The organism is Streptomyces sp. YPW6, from assembly GCF_018866325.1.
Taxonomy (GTDB): Bacteria; Actinomycetota; Actinomycetes; order Streptomycetales; family Streptomycetaceae; genus Streptomyces.
In genome coordinates, this window is sequence record NZ_CP076457.1 from 1,971,714 (window position 1) to 1,991,078 (window position 19,365).

Below are 19,365 nucleotides of genomic sequence, written 5' to 3' on the forward strand. Positions count from 1 at the left end.
TCGGCTCGGTCAGAACGTGCGCCCCCGTCCCTGGGGGCTTCGGTGACTATCCACCGGCCTGTGACCCCGGTCACCCTTGCGTTCATATCGTTCACAGGCGCTTTCCGGCCAGCCGGGATGCCTCTGGGAGCGCCCGGCCGGGCCAGGCAGACTGTGAGGCATGCGCCTCCCCCGTGCCCGCCCCCGCAGCCTGGCGGGCCAGCTCTTCGCCATGCAGGTCGTGCTCATCGCCGCCGTGGTGGCCGGGTGCGCCGTGTTCGCGTACGTCTCCGGCAGCGCGCAGGCCGAGGAGACGGCCGCCCGGCAGGTGCGGGTGGCGGCTCTGGCCGTGGCCGATTCCCCCTCCGTACGGGAGGCCATCCGCACCCCGGACCCGTCCGCCGTACTCCAGCCGTACGCGGAACGGGTGCGCGAGGACACCGGGATCACCTTCGTCACGATCATGGACACCGAGCGGGTGCGCTGGACGCATCCGGACACCAGCCGGATCGGGGACACCTTCCTCGGGAACACCGCCAAGGCCCTGCGCGGGCAGACCTTCACCGAGACCTACACCGGCACGCTGGGCCCCTCGATACGCGTGGTGACCCCGATCCGCGACGGCGGGAGCATCGTCGGCCTGGTGAGCGCGGGCATCACCGTGGACCGGGTCTCCTCGCAGGTACGGGAGCAGCTCGGCGCCCTCGCGCTGGCGGCGGGCGGGGCGCTGGCGCTCGGCGGTATCGGCACGTACGTGATCAACGCCCGGCTGCGGCGCCACACCCACGGCATGAACGCGGCCGAGCTGAGCCGGCTGCACGACTACCACCAGGCCACCCTGCACGCGGTGCGCGAGGGACTGCTGATGCTGGACGGGCGGCGGCGGATCGCCCTGGTCAACGACGCCGGGCGGGAGCTGCTGGGCCTGGAGCCGGATGCGGCGGCGGTCGGCCGCACGGTCGACGAGCTGGCCCTGCCCGCACCGCTGACCGGGGCGCTGCTGGCGTCGGAGCCACGGGTGGACGAGGTGCACCTGACGGCGGACCGGGTGATCGTGGTCAACACCCGCCCGGTGGTGGGCGGCGAGCAGCGGGGCACGGTGGTGACCCTGCGGGACCACACCGAGCTCCAGGCGCTGGCCGGGGAGCTGGACTCCGAGCGCGGTTTCACGCAGGCGCTGCGTTCCCAGGCCCACGAGGCGGCGAACCGCCTGCACACCGTGGTGTCGCTGATCGAGCTGGGCCGGGTGGAGGAGGCCGTGGACTTCGCGACGGCGGAGCTGGAGCTGGCCCAGGTGCTGACGGACCGGGTGGTGGGGGCGGTGGAGGAACCGGTACTGGCCGCGTTGCTGCTCGGCAAGGCGGCCCAGGCGAACGAGCGGGGTGTGGAGCTGGTGCTCGCGGAGGACAGCCTGATCGACGACGGGGCGCTGCCGCCGTCCCTGGGCCGGCGGGACGTGGTGACGATCCTGGGCAATCTGATCGACAACGCCGTGGACGCCGCGTCGGAGGGCCCCGGCGGCGCGGAGGAGTCCGGGGCCGGGGTGCCCGCGCCCCGGGCGGCCGGGGGTCCCGCGGGGCGGGCCCGGGTGACGGTGACCGCGCTCGCGGACGGGCGGGAGCTGCTGCTGCGGGTCGCGGACACGGGGGCGGGCATCGGCCCCGAGGCGGCGGACGCGGTGTTCCGGCGGGGCTGGTCGACGCACGGGGCGGGGCGCGGGCTCGGCCTGGCGCTGGTGCGGCAGGCGGCGCACCGCAACGGGGGCACGGTGGAGCTGGACGCGGGTCCGGACGGCGGCGCGCGGTTCACCGTTCGGCTGCCGCTCGGGGACAGCAGGGCGGCATCGGCGGCGGGTCCCCGGGGGAAGGAGGTCACGGCGTGATCAGAGTGCTGGTGGTGGAGGACGATCCGGTGGCCGCCGACGCCCATCAGATGTACGTGGAGCGGGTGGAGGGCTTCACCGTGACCGCGGTGGCGCACTCCCGGGCGGCGGCGGTGCGCGCGCTGGAGCGAACCCCGGTGGACCTGCTGCTGCTCGACCTCTACCTCCCGGACGGGCACGGGCTCGGGCTGCTGCGTTCGCTGCGCGCCTCCGGCCACGGGGCCGATGTGATCGCGGTGACCTCGGCGCGGGATCTCACGGTGGTGCGGGAGGGGGTGTCGCTCGGTGTCGTGCAGTACGTGCTGAAGCCGTTCACGTACCCGACGCTGCGCGACCGGCTGGTGCGGTACGCGGAGTTCCGGGGCGCGGCCGGGGAGGCGAGCGGCCAGGAGGAGGTGGACCGGGCGCTGGGCGCGCTGCGGGTCGCGCATCCGGCCGCACTGCCCAAGGGGCTCAGCGGGCCGACGCTGGAGGCGGTCACCCGGGTGCTGAAGGAGTCCCCGGACGGGGTGACGGCGGCCGCCGCCGGGGAGCGTCTCGGGATCTCCCGGATCACGGCCCGGCGGTATCTGGAGCACCTGGTGACCGTCGGCAGCGCCGCGCGGCGTCCACATTACGGACAGGTCGGCCGACCGGAGCTGCACTACACCTGGCTCGCCTCGGGGCGCTGACCGGCCGGCGGACGCCGGTACCGCAAGGGCTTTCCATCCGACCCCGCGCCCCTGAAGGGGCCTTCTCCGGCGTGAGGAAGAAAGCGCTGGTGGGGCCGGTTTCCCGTACCGCCCGCGCGGTTCGCGGCTGGAGGTTCCTACGAAGCGTGTTCTGTGGGGAACGTACCGTAGCCAGGGCGGACACGGGCTCCTACGGTGGGCCGCGTGCACCCCACCCCGCCCTTCAACGCCCCCGCCGCGCGCCGTCTCCGTGAGGCTCTGGGGATGGCTCCCGGCCATGTCGCCTACGGGCTCGCCGCCCAGTACGGACTCCGGATCAGCGCAGAGACCGTCGTCGCCTGGGAACGCGGCATCGCGACCCCCGGGGAACGCGAGCTGACCGCCCTCGCCGGCGTCCTGTGGTGCGCGCCCGGAGAGCTGCTGGCCGCCGCGGCCACCCTGCGCGAGCACCGGATGACCCGGGACCTGACCGTGGACGAGCTGGCCCGGCAGCTGGGCATGACCGGCGCCTCGTACCTGCGGATGGAGGAGTCGGGGCGCTGGCGTGGCAACGAGCGGCAGTCGGCGGCGCTGTGCCGGGCGCTGGGGCTGACGGCGGCGCAGTTCCTGACCGCGACGGGCCGCGACCAGGAGCTGGCGGAGTTGCTGAGCAGCGCGGTCACCACGCGCTGGCAGGCGTACGTCCGGCCGGTGTCGAAGGTCGTCCCGCTGGACCGGGCGCTGATCCAGGACACGCTGGAGCACCTGCACGCCGACTACCAGGCCCTGATGGTCTCGACGCTCAGCTGGAGCAGCACCGGCCAGGAGCGCTCCGCCGCCACGGGCGACGCGGGCCGGGCGTTCCTGGCCCGGGTGGTGGAGCACTTCTGGCGGACCGCCGGAGCCTGACTCCGTACGGGCCGCCCGTGCGGCCCGTACGGTTCCGGCGCGGCGAAGGGCCCGCGCGGCCGGGTCCCGACAGGCCCTAGAAGACCGACTCGGCCTCGTACATCCGCTCGGTGGGGACCCGCTTCAGCTGGGTGACGGCCTCGGCGAGCGGGACCATCGCGATGTCGGTGCCGCGCAGGGCGGTCATCCGGCCGAACTCGCCGCGGTGCACGGCCTCGACGGCGTGCCAGCCGAAGCGGGTGGCGAGCACCCGGTCGTACGCGGTCGGCGTGCCGCCGCGCTGGACATGGCCGAGAATGACCGGCCGGGCCTCCTTGCCGAGCCGGGTCTCCAGCTCGATCGCGAGGCGGTTGCCGATGCCCTGGAAGCGCTCGTGTCCGTACTGGTCGATCTCGCCCTTGGCGTACGGCATGGAGCCCTCGGCCGGGTGCGCGCCCTCGGCGACGCAGATCACGGCGAACTTCTTGCCGCGCGAGAACCGCTCCTCGACCATCTTGACCAGGTCGTCGACCTCGAAGGGCCGCTCGGGCAGGCAGATGCCGTGGGCGCCGCCGGCCATCCCGGACTCCAGCGCGATCCAGCCGGCGTGCCGGCCCATGACCTCGACGACCATCACGCGCTGGTGGGACTCGGCGGTGGTCTTCAGACGGTCTATGGCCTCGGTCGCGACACCCACCGCCGTGTCGAACCCGAACGTGCGGTCGGTGGAGGAGATGTCGTTGTCGATGGTCTTCGGGACGCCGACGACCGGCATCCCCGCGTCGGAGAGCATCCGGGCCGCCGTGAGCGTGCCCTCGCCGCCGATCGGGATGAGCGCGTCGATGCCGTAACGGCGGGTCAGCTCCTCGCAGTTCTCGGCGGCCTCGCGCAGCCGGTCGCGCTCCAGGCGGGCCGAGCCGAGGATCGTGCCGCCGCGGGCCAGGATGCCGCTGACCGCGTTGAGGTCGAGGGGGCGGAAGTGGCCGTCGAGCAGCCCCTTGAAGCCGTCCTCGAAGCCGATGACCTCGTCGCCGTGGCCGACGACGGCCCGGTGGACGACCGACCGGATCACTGCGTTCAGGCCGGGGCAGTCGCCGCCCGCGGTGAGAATTCCGATGCGCATCGAGGTGTGTCTCCTGCTCGCTAGTCGCGCTTTCCGGGAGGCCGACGGTGACGACCCCCCTGCCCTGAACCGCGACGATTGTCCCATGCCGGGCACGGGCCCCGCGCTTTCGGCCGGGCCGGGCGGGCCTTTCGCGGGTACGGGGAACCCTGAGGACGGGGCCTTCGGCCGCTGGGCGCCGGAACCTCCGGCGGGCGGCCTAGCGGCCCTCGCAGGTATCGTCAAGAGGCAATGCAGGCCAATGCCGGACCCGTCGGAAGGACGGGCGGGCACGGGGGCAGCACCGCAGGTCCCCACGCCCCGCGGGTCGCGGCGTCGAACAGGGACGGGAGAGCACGCGTGGCGCGGAGCGTGTATGTGACCGGGATCGAGCGGGGGGACGGCCGCCAGGTCGTCGAGCTGGGAGTCATGGAGCTTCTGACGCGTCAGGTGGACCGGGTCGGGGTCTTCCGCCCGCTGGTCCACGACGGCCCCGACCGGCTCTACGAGCTGCTGCGGGCCCGCTACCGGCTCTCCCAGAGTCCCGCGTCGGTCTACGGCCTCGACTACCACGAGGCGTCCGCCGTGCAGGCCGAGAAGGGCACGGACGAGCTGGTCTCGCTCCTCGTCGACCGGTTCCACCGGGTGGCCCGGGAGTACGAGGTGGTCCTCGTCCTCGGCAGCGACTTCGTCGGCACCCAGCTCCCGGACGAGCTCGCGCTCAACGCGCGTCTGGCCAACGAGTTCGGCGCGTCGGTGATCCCGGTCGTCGCGGGCCGGGGGCAGCCGGCGGAGTCCGTGCGCGCCGAGACCCGCAACGCCTACCGCGCCTACGCGGGCCTGGGCTGCGACGTGCTGGCGATGGTGGTGAACCGGGTCGCCCCGAAGGACCGGGCGGTGATAGCCGAGCGGCTGGCGGCCCGGCTGCCGGTACCCGTCTCCGTGCTGCCGGACGACCCCGCGCTCTCCGCCCCGACGGTCGCCCAGGTCACCGCCGCGCTGAACGGCACGGTGCTGCTCGGCGACGACTCGGGGCTGGCGCGCGACGCCCTGGACTTCGTCTTCGGCGGGGCGATGCTGCCGAACCTGCTGAGCGCGCTGACGCCCGGCTGCATGCTGGTGACACCCGGGGACCGCTCGGACCTGGTGGTGGGGGCGCTGGCCGCGCACAGCGCGGGGACCCCGCCCATCGCGGGCATCGTGCTGACCCTGGACGAGCGTCCCGGCGAGGAGATACTCACGCTGGCCGCCCGGCTCGCACCGGGGACCCCGGTCGTGTCGGTGGCCGGCGGATCGTTCCCCACGGCCGCGGAACTCTTCACCCTGGAAGGGAAGTTGAACGCGGCCACGCCCCGCAAGGCGGAGACCGCGCTCGGCCTCTTCGAGCGGCACGTGGACACCGGCGCCCTGCTGGAGCGGCTCTCGGTCGCCCGCAGCGGCCGGGTCACGCCGATGATGTTCGAGCACGAGCTGCTGGAGCAGGCCCGCTCCGACCGCAAGCGGGTGGTACTGCCGGAGGGCACCGAGGAGCGGGTGCTGCGCGCCGCCGACGTGCTGCTGCGCCGGGACGTCTGCGACCTCACACTCCTCGGCGACGTGGACGTGATCCGCAAGAAGGCGGCCGACCTCGGCATCGACCTGACCGAGACCCAGCTGATCGACCCGCACACCTCGGAGCTGCGGCAGACCTTCGCCGAACGGTACGCGCAGCTGCGCGCGCACCGGGGGGTGACGGTGGAGCTGGCGTACGACGTGGTGGCGGACGTGAACTACTTCGGCACGCTGATGGTCCAGGAGGGGCTGGCCGACGGGATGGTGTCGGGGTCGGTGCACTCCACGGCCGCCACGATCCGCCCGGCGTTCGAGATCATCAAGACGAAGCCGGACGCGTCGATCGTCTCCTCGGTCTTCTTCATGTGCCTGGCCGACAAGGTCCTCGTGTACGGCGACTGCGCGGTCAACCCGGACCCGGACGCCGAGCAGCTCGCGGACATCGCGGTGCAGTCGGCGGTCACGGCGGCCCGCTTCGGCGTGGAGCCGCGCGTGGCGATGCTGTCGTACTCCACCGGGACCTCGGGCTCCGGCGCGGACGTGGACAAGGTGCGCGAGGCGACCGAGCGGGTGCGGGCCTCACGGCCGGAGCTGCGGGTGGAGGGGCCGATCCAGTACGACGCGGCGGTCGAGCCGTCCGTCGCGGCGACGAAGCTGCCGGATTCGGAGGTGGCCGGGCAGGCGACCGTGCTGATCTTCCCGGACCTCAACACCGGCAACAACACCTACAAGGCCGTGCAGCGCTCGGCGGGTGCGGTGGCGGTCGGGCCGGTCCTCCAGGGCCTGCGCAAACCCGTCAACGACCTCTCGCGCGGCGCGCTCGTCCAGGACATCGTCAACACGGTGGCGATCACGGCGATCCAGGCGCAGAGCCAGGAGCGCCCCGCATGACCCCGCCGCCCGCCCCCGCGTCCGGCCCCTCCCCCGATCACGAAAGCACGGCAGCCCCTGTGGAACCGCATCGCGTCCTCGTCCTCAACTCCGGCTCCTCATCGGTGAAGTACCAGCTGCTCGACATGCGCGACCGCTCGCGGCTCGCCTCGGGTCTGGTCGAGCGGATCGGGGAGGAGTCCTCGCGTCTGGTGCACACGCCGCTGACCGGCGGCGGCGCCGAGCCCCGGGAGCGTACCGGCCGGATCGCGGACCACGACGCGGCGCTGAAGGCGGCGGCCGAGGAGCTGGCGGCGGACGGGCTCGGCCTGGACTCCCCCGAACTCGCCGCGGTCGGCCACCGGGTGGTGCACGGCGGGCTGCGCTTCAGCGCGCCGACGGTGATCACGGACGAGGTGCTGGAGGAGATCGAGCGGCTCGTCCCGGTCGCCCCGCTGCATAACCCGGCGAACATCACCGGCATCCGGACGGCGCGGGCGCTGCGGCCGGACCTCCCGCAGGTCGCGGTGTTCGACACCGCGTTCCACACGACGATGCCGGAGGCGGCCGCACGCTACGCGATCGACGTGGAGACCGCCGACGCGCACCGGATCCGCCGCTACGGCTTCCACGGCACATCGCACGCGTACGTCTCGCGGAAGACGGCCGAGCTGCTGGGGAAGACCCCCGAGGAGGTGAACGTCATCGTGCTGCACCTGGGCAACGGGGCGTCGGCCTCGGCGGTCGCGGGCGGGCGGTGCGTGGAGACCTCGATGGGGCTGACACCCTTGGAGGGGCTCGTGATGGGTACGCGCTCCGGGGACATCGATCCGGCGGTCACCTTCCACCTGAAGCGGGTGGCGGGCATGTCGGCCGACGAGATCGACGTCCTGCTGAACAAGCGGAGCGGGCTCGTCGGCCTGTGCGGCGACAACGACATGCGGGTGATCCGCCGCCGGATCGACGAGGGCGACGAGCGGGCGGCGCTGGCCTTCGACGTCTACATCCACCGGCTGAAGAAGTACATCGGCGCCTACACGGCGGTGCTCGGGCGGGTGGACGCGGTGGCGTTCACGGCGGGGGTCGGGGAGAACGCGGCGCCGGTGCGGGAAGCTGCCATCACGGGCCTGGAGGAGCTGGGCATGGCGGTGGACGCCTCGCTCAACTCCGTGCGGTCCGGTGAGCCGCGGTTGATCTCGCCGGAGTACGCCCGGGTGGCGGTCGCCGTGGTGCCGACGGACGAGGAGCTGGAGATCGCCGGACAGACCTTCGCGCTCGTCGCCCCGGGGGAGGCCGGGCAGGACGCCGGACAGGTCGACAACTGAGCACCCCCGCGCCCCTTTGTATCTTCCACCAGACGGAATATTCCGCAGCGAAACAAACCGATAGGATCCGCCTCATGCGCCGTTCCAAAATCGTCTGCACCCTCGGTCCCGCCGTCGACTCGCACGAGCAGCTCGTCGCTCTGATCGAGGCCGGCATGAGCGTGGCCCGTTTCAACTTCAGCCACGGCTCCCACGAGGAACACCAGGGCCGTTACGACCGCGTCCGCCAGGCGGCCGCCGAGACCGGCCGCGCGGTGGGCGTGCTCGCCGACCTCCAGGGCCCGAAGATCCGGCTGGCGAAGTTCGCCGAGGGTCCGGTCGAACTGGTCCGCGGGGACGAGTTCACCATCACCTCCGAGGACGTCCCCGGCGACAAGTCGATCTGCGGCACCACCTACAAGGGGCTGCCCGGCGATGTCGTCAAGGGCGACCCGATCCTGATCAACGACGGCAACGTCGAGCTGAAGGTCGTCGCGGTCGAGGGCCCCCGGGTGAAGACCATCGTCATCGAGGGCGGTGTCATCTCCGACCACAAGGGCATCAACCTGCCCGGTGCGGCGGTCAACGTCCCGGCCCTGTCCGAGAAGGACGTCGAGGACCTGCGCTTCGCCCTGCGGATGGGCTGCGACCTGGTCGCCCTCTCCTTCGTCCGGGACGCGAACGACGTCAAGGACGTGCACAAGGTGATGGACGAGGAGGGCCGCCGGGTCCCCGTCATCGCCAAGGTGGAGAAGCCGCAGGCGGTCGAGCACATGGAGGGCGTCGTCATGGCGTTCGACGGTGTGATGGTGGCCCGGGGCGACCTGGCGGTGGAGTACCCGCTGGAGAAGGTCCCGATGGTGCAGAAGCGCCTCATCGAGCTGTGCCGCCGCAACGCCAAGCCGGTGATCGTGGCGACCCAGATGATGGAGTCGATGATCACCAACTCGCGGCCGACCCGCGCCGAGGCGTCCGACGTCGCCAACGCGATCCTGGACGGCGCGGACGCGGTCATGCTGTCCGCCGAGTCCTCGGTCGGCGCGTACCCGATCGAGACGGTCAAGACGATGTCGAAGATCGTCTGCGCCGCCGAGGAGGAGCTGCTCTCCAAGGGCCTCCAGCCGCTGGTCCAGGGCAAGAAGCCCCGTACGCAGGGCGGTTCGGTGGCCCGTGCGGCCTGCGAGATCGCGGACTTCCTCAACGGCAAGGCACTGGTCGCCTTCACCCAGTCCGGCGACACCGCCCGCCGCCTCTCCCGCTACCGCACGGCCCAGCCGATCCTGGCCTTCACCACGGACGAGAACACCCGCAACCAGCTCGCGCTGAGCTGGGGCGTCGAGTCGTACATCGTCCCGCACGTGGACAACACCGACGCGATGGTCGACCTGGTCGACGCGGAGCTGCTCAAGCTGAACCGCTACAGCGACGGCGACACGATGATCATCACCGCCGGCTCGCCCCCCGGCATCCCCGGCACCACCAACATGGTCCGGGTGCACCACCTGGGCGGCGGCGAGCGGGACTGACCCGCATCCGCCCCGCGCACGACGCCGTGGGCCGCACTCCTGGTCAGGAGTGCGGCCCACGGCGTCGTGCGGCTCCCGGACGGGCTCAGGGGGGAGGCGGGGCTGGGCGGTGAGGACACCCTCTAGCCCTGGCCGGCCTCCAGGTAGTTCTTCAGTCCGGGCACGGTGAGCGTGCCGCCGAACTGGCCTGCCTGAACCACCCTCACCTTGGAGAAGAAGGCGAAGGGGACGTTCAGCGGCGGCGGGCTCTGCGGGCTGAACGTGATCGGGATGAGGCCGAAGAGGTTGCCCTTCAGCTCCTCCGTGTACATCGTCACCTGGCCGTCGCGGATCGTCGACGTGGAGCCGGGGCGCGACTTCACGTGGCCGGTCGTGCCCGCGGGGCCGACGGTCAGCTGGTGCAGGTCCTTGATGTCGATGGAGTCGGCCGTGAACTTCAGCACCTTCTTGATGCTGCCGTCCGCCTTCTTCACCTCGACGATGCCGTGGTAGTCGAGGCCGACGAGGGTGAGCAGCGTCGACTCCAGGATCCACGGTTCGTTGGGCAGCAGCGGGATGCCCTGCTCCAGTTCGGCCGCGGCGAGGGCCTCCGGGTCGGCCTCGGGGCACGGGAAGCGGGGCTTGGCGCCGTCGGGGATGTCCTCGTCCTTCTTGGGGTCGAGTCCCTTGGCGTCCTCGTCGAGCTCCTCGACGTCCTGGCCGGCCTTCTCGGCCGCCTCGCGGATGGCGTCGGCCGTCCTGTCGGACGTCTCCTGCGCCTTGTCGGCCGCGCCCTCGGCCGGGTCCTTCGGCTGCTCCTTCGCCGTGTCCTGCGGCTTCACGGACGGCTCGGGGGCCTCGGTGGTGGGGCTCGGGGACGGGGCGGCCGGCTCCTCGGGCTCGGCTTCGTCGTCGTCCGGGCCGTCGAAGAGGTCCTTGAGGGCGTCACCGAGGCCGAGCGGGTCGAGGGGGTTCTTCGACCTGGTGGGCGTCGGGGTCGCGGAGGGTTCCTCGGCGGACTTCTCCTCGACGGACTTCTCCTGGACGGGCTCGTCCTCGGCGGAACGCGCCGAGCGGTCCGCGTCCGGCGTCGTGTCGCCCGCCGCGTCCTTCGCCGGGTCGGCCGCGGAACCGCTGGCCGAGGGTTTCGGGGTCGCGGTGCCGTCCTCGCCGGACGCGCCGCCCTTCCCGGTGGCGGACGGGGCCGGCGTCGGCGACGCGCTCTCGCTCGGCTCGTCGGACCGGGTGACGCACGGTCCCGGCGCGAAGGGGATGTCGCCGCTCTCGTCGGCCAGGGCGAGCTTGGGCGTCAGGCCCATCCCCACGAAGACCGCCGTCGGCATCGCCGCGAGCGCCAGCGCCTTCTTGCCGCTGGGCAGGTGGAGCTTGGTCAGCAGCGACTTGCGGGGCGCCGCGTGGCGAGGACCCTTGCGCTCGCGGAAGCCGTCGTCCGCGTAGGTGTTCGTCTGCTGCCCGTCGTCACCCCGCACGATGCCTCCCGCCGTCGGCATCGGACGCCGGGTCGAACTCGGCGTTCTGCTGCTGCGGCACGGCAGCCGCCCCCTGGAGCTCGGCCCCGGGGCGCTCCTCGTACGGCTGCTCGGGCGAGGGTACGGTCCGCTCCTCGGCCGACGCCTCCTGGTCCTCCGGGCGGCCCGGCGCCCAGGAAATGGACAGGGCTCCGCCGATGAGCGCGAAGAGGAACCCGATGAGGAAGCCGCCGATGTTGGCCACGGGTATGGAGATCAGCGCGAGCAGGATCGTCGCGATACCGGCGAAGACCCGGACGATGTGGTGGAACCACATCGTCAGACCCAGCGTGATCAGCAGAACCCCGATGATCAGGGAACCGGCGCCGGCGGTGGTGGACATCGTCAGCGTCATGTTGCCGAGGTGCAGGTCGGCGTAGGGGAAGTAGGCGATGGGCGCACCGCCGAGGATGGTGAACAGACCCGCCCAGAACGGCCGGTCGCCCCGCCAGGCGCGGAAGCGTCGCCGGGCGACGCGGAGGTAGTGCTCGTTCTGCCCTGTGGATTCGGGGCTCATGGAAAACAGCTCCCTGGAACCGGTACTGCCGTGAAGGAGAAGGGGTGGGTGGCCGGAAGACCCGCCGGGGTTTTCCGGCCACCCGGGCGAGTGCCTAGAAGCACTCCTTGACGCCCGTGTGCAGTCTCAGCTTCAGGTCGCTGAGCTTGAAGGTGCCGGCCGTGGTCGCCCACGCCGTCTGCTTCACGTCGGTCAGCACGGCCTTGTCGGCGCGCTGCGCGAAACCACCCTGCTTCGCCTGGGTGCCCGGCTGGATGCCGATGCTGCCCGGCTTGTCCTTCTTCTTCAGCGCTCCGGCCGCGACACCGATGTCGATGTTCTCGAACTCGGCGTCGGCGTCGAGCTCCGCGACGTCCAGGTAGAGGTTGGTCGCGACGACCGGCTTCTTCGGGTTCGTGCCGGCGTTCAGCATGAGGCTGACGTTGCCGAGGAAGGGCACCTTCGGCGTGACGACCGACTGGCACATGTTGGTGATCGTGGCGTCGCTGAAGCCCGACACCGCGACGGCGTGCGCCTGGTCCTTCTCGCCCTCGATGTCCTTGCCGACCGCGACGCTGCCGTACTGGACGAAGTTCTCGCCCTCAAGACGGTCGGTGCTGACCTTGAAGCTCTGGCCGGAAACGCTGAACGACGCCGCCAGCGCACCCTGGGCCAGGCCTATGCCCACCGCGGCCGTCGCGGCGACGCTCGGCACCATGACCAGAGCGAACCGCTTCCATCTCGTCCCACCGCGAACCTGGGAACTCATACTTGCTCCTTCTTCTCGGACGTACATCTCCGGCCGGGCGTCGTGCCCGTCCTGGGATGGGAGAAGTGCTACGTCCTCGGGAAGGAGAGCGCCCGTATCGGAGACGTGTCCCGCATCCGATCCACCGGCGTTCACCCCCGAGCGACAACCACTGGCCGTACGTTCCGCACGGCCGGTCGGACAGGCCCCACTGGTGAGCGGGAACCCCCCTGTCCGCGGTCGGCGCCTCTGCCGCCGACCCACTCGGTGGGGACCCAACAGCCCCTCGGACACCGGCTGGAGACCGGGCGGAAGGTATGGGACCGAGCGTGGCCGATCGTGGTCCATTCACGGCCCTCGCACAAGGGGGATCGTTACTCGCTAGTAACGGCCCGATAACCACAGGACGACAGGGCGGCACCGAACGGCGACGCAGGGTGGCACGAAAGGGACATCGGAATGGCGGGAAACTTCCCGGAAACGGGACAGAACAGCCCGGCCGACTTACTACGAGTAACAGCTTGCGCCTTTGTCAAGATTTGGTAAAGCGAAGGCTTGTCGCGCCCATCTGCGGCGCCGGAACGACAAAACGGCCGCGCCGCCCGGTGGGCAGTGCGGCCGCTTTGTCACATCGGCACAATCGGGCGCGCCCCCGGCGGACGGCGGGCCACGCCGGGTCCGGGAACGCGAGCGGGTCAGAACAGCACGCGCGCCAGCGCGGTGCGTGCGGCGGTGACCCTCGGGTCCTCGGGACCGATCACCTCGAACAGCTCCAGCAGGCGCAGCCGGGCGGCGTTCCGGTCGTCGCCGGCCGTGCGGCGGACCGCCTCGACCAGCCGGCCGAAGGCGTCCTCGACATGGCCTCCGACGAGGTCGAGATCGGCGGCGGCGATCTGGGCGTCGACATCGCCCGGGTTGTCCGCCGCCTCCTTGCGGACCGCCTGCGGGTCCATGCTCTGGACGCGGCCGAGCAGTTCCGCCTGGGCGAGGCCGAGCTTGGCCTCCGGGTTGCCCGGGTCGTCGGCGAGCACGTTCTTGTACGCCTGGACCGCGCCGCCGAAGTCATTGGCGTCGAGCGCGGACGCGGCGGCCTCCAGCAGCGCGTCGTACGGACCCGCCGGCACCTCGGCCGGAGCCGCGCCCGGCGCCCCGGCGTCCGGGTCCACGGCGATCCCGGTGAGGCCGAAGCGCTCCTCGCCGACCTGGATCAGCTGGTCCAGGGTCTCGCGGATCTGGGCCTCGGGGGCGGCGCCCTGGAAGAGCGGGAGGGCCTGACCGGCGACGACGGCGAAAACGGCCGGAATGCCCTGGATGCCGAACTGCTGCATCAGCATCTGGTTGGCGTCGACATCGACCTTGGCCAGCAGGAAGCGGCCGTTGTACTCGGCGGCCAGGCGCTCCAGCAGGGGCCCCAGCTGCTTGCACGGCTCGCACCACTCGGCCCAGAAGTCGATGACGACGGGGACCTCGGCGGAGCGCTGGAGGACATCGCGCTCGAAACCGGCTTCATCGACGTCGATCACCAGGGCGGCGGGCGACACGGCGCCGCCGCCCCCGGTGCGGGCGGCCTCCGCGCGGGCCTGCTCCGCCTTGGCCTTGGCCTCTCCGGCCGCCTTGACCGCGGCGAGGTCGACAACGCCGCTCATGGACATGTTCCTAGGCTGCATACGTACATCCTCCCCCGAGAGCGCGCCGCCGCGAAAAGCGAGCGCGAGAACCGGCCCGGCCCGAGGTCCTCGCCGGCGTGCGAGGACGGACGGACCGGAGCGGCCGTGGGCCCCTGAAAGACCCTGGTGGACCTGCCGGATCCCCATCCGGGCCGGTCCGTGCGGCTCCGGGTCCCCACCCGGCGCCTGGGGCCCACTGAAGGCCCCGGTGGCTGTCGCTCGTGCGTGGCGTCCGGGGCGGCCCGAGCCGCCTTCCTTTCGCTACGACCCGTAGCGTAACTGCCGATCGGCCTGCCGGAAAAGGCCATCCCGGTGATCTGTCTCACGGTGACCGAAGCGCAACCGTTCTCACTACCGACGGGTATGGTCGCCGCATCATGAGCGACACCGACCCCAAAGCCACCCGAACGGGACGTCCGCGCAGCACCGCGGCCGATGCCGCGATCCTTGAGGCGACGCGGGCTTCCCTGGTCGACCTCGGCTGGTCGAAGCTGACGATGGGCGATGTGGCGACCCGGGCCGGGGTGGCCAAGACGACTCTCTACCGGCGCTGGGCGGGCAAGAACGAGCTGGTCGTGGACGCGGTCGCGGTCCTCTTCGACGAGCTGGAGATGCCCGACCGGGGCAGCCTCGCCGCCGATGTGCAGGGCGTCGTGCTCCAGTTCGCCGCGCTGCTGGAGCGGCCGGAGGCCCGCACGGCGCTGATGGCGGTGGTCGCCGAGTCCACCCGTGACGACTCGCTGCGCCGGCGGATCCGCTCGGCGATCGTGGACCGGCAGAAGCGGCTGGTGCTGCTGGGCCGGGAGCGCGCCCAGGCCCGCGGCGAGCTGCGGTACGAGGACGACGCGTCGGCCGCGGCCCGCAACGCGGACCTGATCTTCGACGTGATCGCCGGAGCGGTCGTGCACCGGACCCTGGTGAGCGCGGAGCCGGTCGACGCCGAGTGGGCGAGCGGCTTCACCGCGCTGCTGCTGCTGGGTCTGGCGGGGGCCCAGGCGGGGTGACAAGGATGTCAGGGGCACTTCAGGTGTGGAGGGGCGCCGCCTAGTCTCGGGGCGATCCTTCCGACCAGAGGAGTCGTCTCGTGCGTACGCGCTTACTGGCCCCGCTCGTCCTCCTGTTGACCGGAGCGCTGCTCTCCCCCGCTCCCGCCTCCGCCCGCACCGGGCGGCCCGGCCCGACGGCCCCCGTCGCCGCCCCGGTACCGGCCGCGCCGCCCGACTGGACGCCGCCCCTGAGCACCCGCGGCCGGTACGTCGTGGACGCCGAGGGCCGCCGCTTCAAGCTCAGGTCCGGCAACTGGCACGGCTCCAGCGGCACCTGGACGGGCCGGGGGGAGGAGGAGGACCCGGCCGAGAACCACGCGGGTGAGGTCGGCCACCGGGCCCCGCTCGGGCTCGACCGGATGCCGATGGGCGAGATCATCGCCGACTTCCGGGAGTTGGGGCTCAACAGCGTCCGGCTGCCTTTCTCCAACCAGATGATCGACGACACCCGGCCGGTCTCCGGGCTGACCGCCAACCCGGAGCTGAACGGCCTGCTCCCGCTGGAGGTCTTCGACCGGGCGGTCCGCGCGCTGACCGACGCCGGGTTCGCGGTGATCCTCAACAACCACAGCACGCGGACGCGCTGGTGCTGCGGAGTGGACGGCAGCGAGCGCTGGAACAGCGGCCAGAGCACCGAGGAGTGGATCGGGGACTGGGTGCTGCTGGCGGAGCGCTACCGCTCCAACCCCCGTGTCGTCGGGGCCGACCTGCGCAACGAGGTCCGCCGCGACGTGTGGGACGACCCCAACTGGGGGCGCGGCGACGCGCACGACTGGGCCGCCGCCGCCCAGCGCGCGGGCGACCGCATCCTCAAGGACGCCAACCCGGACCTGCTCATCATGATCGAGGGCATCAACTGGGCGGGCATCCCGGTGGACGGCTTCTGGCGCGACCGCCCGCACCTCAAGCCGGTGGCGGAGCTGTCGCACACGCTGGTGCGCTCGCACAAACTCGTCTACGCCGCCCACTACTACGGCTACACCGGCCCCCGGCACAGCGGCGCGACCGGCATCGGGGAGACCAGTGATCCGCGCTACCGCGATCTGAGCCGCGCGGAGCTGTTCGCCGAGATGCACCGCGGTTCCGCCTATGTGGCCGACACCCCCGACCGGCACTTCACCGCGCCCGTGTGGATCAGTGAGTTCGGCGTGGCGAAGGACGCGGACGCCGGGGACCGCGCGTGGTTCGCCAACACCGTGGACTTCTTCGTCGAGCACGATCTCGATTTCGCCTACTGGCCCGCCGTCGGCTTCCACGACGCCGACCGGGGCAACCGGTGGGGTCTGATCCGCTACGACGGGAACGGCGGGCGGCGCAGCGTCCTGGACCCCGACGACTGGCGTTCCACCGCGTGGCGGGCGCTGGTCTCGGCGCCGGGGCGGCAGGGCGTGGTGGAGCCGGTGCGGACCTGGTCGATGCTGAAGGCCACCCACGCGGACGCCAACCGCTCGCTGCGGGCGGCGGCCGACTGGGACAGCGGGGCCCGGAAGCTGAGCTGCCCGGACGATCAGCGCCTCATCGGCATCAGCCGGCGCGGCCAGGGCGGGCTGTGCACCGACGCCGAGGCCCCCGGTCTGGGCGCTCCGGGAGCGCTGAGCACGGTGACCTCGGAGGCCGGCGTCACCACGGACTGGGCCCGCGGCTTCACCAAGTACCAGTGCGCGACGGGGCGGTTCATGACCGGCTACAGCGTGCGCGGCGACCGGGTGTCGGCGGTGCTGTGCTCCCCGGCCCGGGTGGCGCTCGCGGGCGAGGGCCGCACCCTGTGGGACGACCGGGGCGACAGCCGCCCCGCCTCCGGGGAGGGCGGGGACTACGCGAAGGGGCACTACAAGGCGCAATGCCGCGCCGACGAGTACGCGGCGGGCATCGCCTTCTCCACGGCGATCGGCCGCGCCGGCACCCCGGACGCGCTGTACTGCCGCCGTCTGCCCGGCTGAGCGGGCGGCGCCGTGGCCGGGGCGGGCGCGTCCGCCCCGGCCACGGCGGTGCGTCAGAAGCCCGGCGGCTCGGTGTAGACGCCCCACTCCTCGCGCAGCGCCCCGCAGATCTCGCCGAGCGTGGCCTCGGCCCGTACGGCGTCGAGCATGGGCGCGATCATGTTGGAGCCGTCACGGGCGGCGGTGAGCATCGCGTCCAGGGCGGCGGTGACCCTGGCGTCGTCGCGGGCGGCCTTGCGGTCGCCGAGCTGGCTGACCTGGTCGCGCTCGACCTCGTGGCTGACGCGGAGGATCTCCAGGTCGCCGGTGACCGAGCCGTGGTGGACGTTGACCCCGACGACGCGCTTGTCGCCCTTCTCCAGGGCCCGCTGGTACTGGAACGCGGACTCGGCGATCTCGCCGGTGAACCAGCCGTCCTCGATGCCGCGCAGGATGCCGGAGGTCATCGGCCCGATGGGGTGCTGCCCGTCGGGGTGGGCCCGGGTGCCGCGCTCCTTGATCTGGTCGAAGATCTTCTCGGCGTCGGCCTCGATCCGGTCGGTGAGCTGCTCGACGTACCAGGAGCCGCCCAGCGGGTCGGCCACGTTGGCGACGCCGGTCTCCTCCATCAGGACCTGCTGGGTGCGCAGGGCGATCTCGGCGGCCTGCTCGGAGGGGAGCGCCAGGGTCTCGTCCAGGGCGTTGGTGTGGAGCGAGTTCGTGCCGCCGAGGACGGCGGAGAGCGCCTCCACGGCGGTGCGGACGACGTTGTTGTACGGCTGCTGCGCGGTGAGGGAGACCCCGGCGGTCTGGGTGTGGAAGCGCAGCCACTGGGCCTTGTCGGTCTTCGCGCCGTAGGTCTCCTTCATCCAGCGGGCCCAGATGCGGCGGGCGGCGCGGAACTTGGCGATCTCCTCGAAGAAGTCGAGGTGGGCGTCGAAGAAGAAGGAGAGGCCGGGGGCGAAGGTGTCGACGTCGAGGCCGCGCGAGAGGCCCAGCTCCACGTAGCCGAAGCCGTCGGCCAGGGTGTACGCCAGCTCCTGCGCGGCCGTGGCCCCGGCCTCGCGGATGTGGTAGCCGGAGACGGAGAGCGGCTTGTAGGCGGGGATGGAGGAGGCGCAGTGCTCCATCAGGTCGCCGATGAGGCGCAGGTGGGGCTCGGGCTGGAAGAGCCACTCCTTCTGCGCGATGTACTCCTTGAAGATGTCGGTCTGGAGCGTGCCGTTGAGCACGGCCGGATCGACGCCCTGGCGCTCGGCGGCGACCAGGTACATGCAGAAGACGGGGACGGCCGGGCCGCTGATCGTCATGGAGGTGGTGACGTCGCCGAGGGGGATGTCACCGAAGAGGATCTCCATGTCGGCGGCGGAGTCGATGGCGACCCCGCAGTGGCCGACCTCGCCGAGCGAGCGCGGGTCGTCGGAGTCGCGGCCCATCAGCGTCGGCATGTCGAAGGCGACGCTGAGGCCGCCGCCGCCCGCCGCGAGGATCATCTTGTAGCGCTCGTTGGTCTGCCGGGCGTTGCCGAAGCCGGCGAACTGGCGGATCGTCCACGTACGGCCCCGGTAGCCGGTGGGGTGGAGTCCGCGGGTGAAGGGGTACTCCCCGGGCCAGCCGATCCGCTCGAATCCCTCGTACGTGTCACCGGGGCGGGGCCCGTACGCGGGCTCGACCGGGTCCCCGGAGAGCGTGGTGAAGTCCGCGTCACGCTTGCGGGCCTTGTCGTAACGGGCCTGCCAGCGGAGGCGGCCTTCCTCGATCGCGTCAGCGTCCATACCTCGAATTTACTAGGACGTCCTAGTAAATGTCGATGGCAAACCGCCCGGCGCTTTGCGCGCGGGGCGGTCCGGGTGACGCCGCAGGCGCCGGGTCAGACCTTCGCGGGGGCCGGGGCCGGGTCGGTGACCAGGGCGCGGGCCTCGCGGCTGACCTTCGGTTCGACGAAGAAGGAGGCGAAGGGGATGCAGCCGGCGGCCAGCACCCACAGGAGCTTGCCGAACGGCCACTTCGCCTTGGATCCGAGATCGAACGCGAAGACGACGTAGACGATGAACAGCACGCCGTGGATCTGGGAGATCAGCATGGTGTCGCCGGTCTCGAAGCCGTACTTCGCGATGATCGCCACGGTGAAGACGAGCAGCCAGATGGCGGTGACGTAGGCCATCACCCGGTAGCGGGTGAGCACGTTCTGTTTCATGGCATCGAGCGTAACCGGGCGTCCGGGGCGAT

General features: G+C 72.0%; 15 protein-coding genes. 8 read left to right on the forward strand and 7 right to left on the reverse strand.

All coding sequences use genetic code 11. The features are described from left to right. The first annotated feature begins 160 nt into the window (after positions 1–160). From KME66_RS08485 to KME66_RS08495, 3 genes are all read left to right on the forward strand, one after another. On the forward strand, positions 161–1,861 hold the full coding sequence (locus KME66_RS08485) for a sensor histidine kinase (protein WP_216320677.1): 1,701 nt from the start codon (positions 161–163) through the stop codon (positions 1,859–1,861). Beyond that, complete coding sequence (locus tag KME66_RS08490) at positions 1,858–2,532, forward strand: response regulator (protein ID WP_216320679.1); 675 nt, start codon at positions 1,858–1,860, stop codon at positions 2,530–2,532. Before KME66_RS08485 ends, KME66_RS08490 begins: the two co-directional genes overlap by 4 nt. Before the next feature lie 264 nt (positions 2,533–2,796). Continuing rightward, positions 2,797–3,420: a helix-turn-helix transcriptional regulator gene (locus KME66_RS08495; RefSeq protein ID WP_073215527.1), complete on the forward strand. Its 624-nt coding sequence runs from the start codon at positions 2,797–2,799 to the stop codon at positions 3,418–3,420. 76 nt (positions 3,421–3,496) lie between these two features. Here the strand turns inward: KME66_RS08495 and KME66_RS08500 are convergent, their stop codons facing one another. Then, positions 3,497–4,522 (reverse strand): ATP-dependent 6-phosphofructokinase, encoded by a 1,026-nt coding sequence (locus KME66_RS08500; RefSeq protein WP_216320681.1) that lies wholly within the window; start codon positions 4,520–4,522, stop codon positions 3,497–3,499. Positions 4,523–4,861: 339 nt separating this feature from the next. Between KME66_RS08500 and pta the strand changes: the two genes are divergently transcribed. From pta to pyk, 3 genes are all read left to right on the forward strand, one after another. After that, a complete protein-coding gene (pta, locus tag KME66_RS08505) occupies positions 4,862–6,943 on the forward strand; it encodes a phosphate acetyltransferase (RefSeq protein WP_073214340.1) in 2,082 nt (693 codons plus the stop codon). Positions 6,944–7,002: 59 nt separating this feature from the next. Then, on the forward strand, positions 7,003–8,247 hold the full coding sequence (locus KME66_RS08510) for an acetate kinase (protein ID WP_073214343.1): 1,245 nt from the start codon (positions 7,003–7,005) through the stop codon (positions 8,245–8,247). A gap of 74 nt (positions 8,248–8,321) precedes the next feature. Further along, positions 8,322–9,752 (forward strand): pyruvate kinase, encoded by a 1,431-nt coding sequence (pyk, locus tag KME66_RS08515; RefSeq protein ID WP_073214346.1) that lies wholly within the window; start codon positions 8,322–8,324, stop codon positions 9,750–9,752. Positions 9,753–9,874: 122 nt separating this feature from the next. On the opposite strand, the gene KME66_RS08520 is transcribed toward pyk, so the two are convergent. From KME66_RS08520 to KME66_RS08535, 4 genes are all read right to left on the reverse strand, one after another. Next, on the reverse strand, positions 9,875–11,221 hold the full coding sequence (locus KME66_RS08520; RefSeq protein WP_216320683.1) for a hypothetical protein: 1,347 nt from the start codon (positions 11,219–11,221) through the stop codon (positions 9,875–9,877). Further along, complete coding sequence (locus KME66_RS08525; protein WP_216320685.1) at positions 11,211–11,777, reverse strand: DUF6114 domain-containing protein; 567 nt, start codon at positions 11,775–11,777, stop codon at positions 11,211–11,213. Before KME66_RS08525 ends, KME66_RS08520 begins: the two co-directional genes overlap by 11 nt. Positions 11,778–11,871: 94 nt before the next feature. Then, positions 11,872–12,525 (reverse strand): DUF6230 family protein, encoded by a 654-nt coding sequence (locus KME66_RS08530; protein ID WP_073214353.1) that lies wholly within the window; start codon positions 12,523–12,525, stop codon positions 11,872–11,874. Positions 12,526–13,199: 674 nt separating this feature from the next. After that, positions 13,200–14,171, reverse strand: coding sequence for a tetratricopeptide repeat protein (locus tag KME66_RS08535; RefSeq protein ID WP_073214356.1), 972 nt, complete (start codon positions 14,169–14,171; stop codon positions 13,200–13,202). A 377-nt stretch (positions 14,172–14,548) separates the two neighbouring features. Here KME66_RS08535 and KME66_RS08540 point away from each other — a divergent pair, with 377 nt between their 5' ends. Then, positions 14,549–15,175 carry a TetR/AcrR family transcriptional regulator gene (locus KME66_RS08540; RefSeq protein WP_073214359.1) on the forward strand — a complete coding sequence of 209 codons (627 nt, stop codon included), beginning with the start codon at positions 14,549–14,551 and terminating at the stop codon, positions 15,173–15,175. 80 nt (positions 15,176–15,255) lie between these two features. Further along, the gene (locus KME66_RS08545) at positions 15,256–17,157 is read left to right on the forward strand and encodes a cellulase family glycosylhydrolase (protein WP_216320687.1); all 1,902 of its coding nucleotides are present in this window, start codon (positions 15,256–15,258) and stop codon (positions 17,155–17,157) included. 53 nt (positions 17,158–17,210) lie between these two features. On the opposite strand, the gene KME66_RS08550 is transcribed toward KME66_RS08545, so the two are convergent. Next, the gene (locus tag KME66_RS08550) at positions 17,211–18,911 is read right to left on the reverse strand and encodes a methylmalonyl-CoA mutase (RefSeq protein WP_073214366.1); all 1,701 of its coding nucleotides are present in this window, start codon (positions 18,909–18,911) and stop codon (positions 17,211–17,213) included. A gap of 95 nt (positions 18,912–19,006) precedes the next feature. After that, complete coding sequence (locus KME66_RS08555; protein WP_029182238.1) at positions 19,007–19,333, reverse strand: DUF3817 domain-containing protein; 327 nt, start codon at positions 19,331–19,333, stop codon at positions 19,007–19,009. Positions 19,334–19,365: the final 32 nt, after the last annotated feature.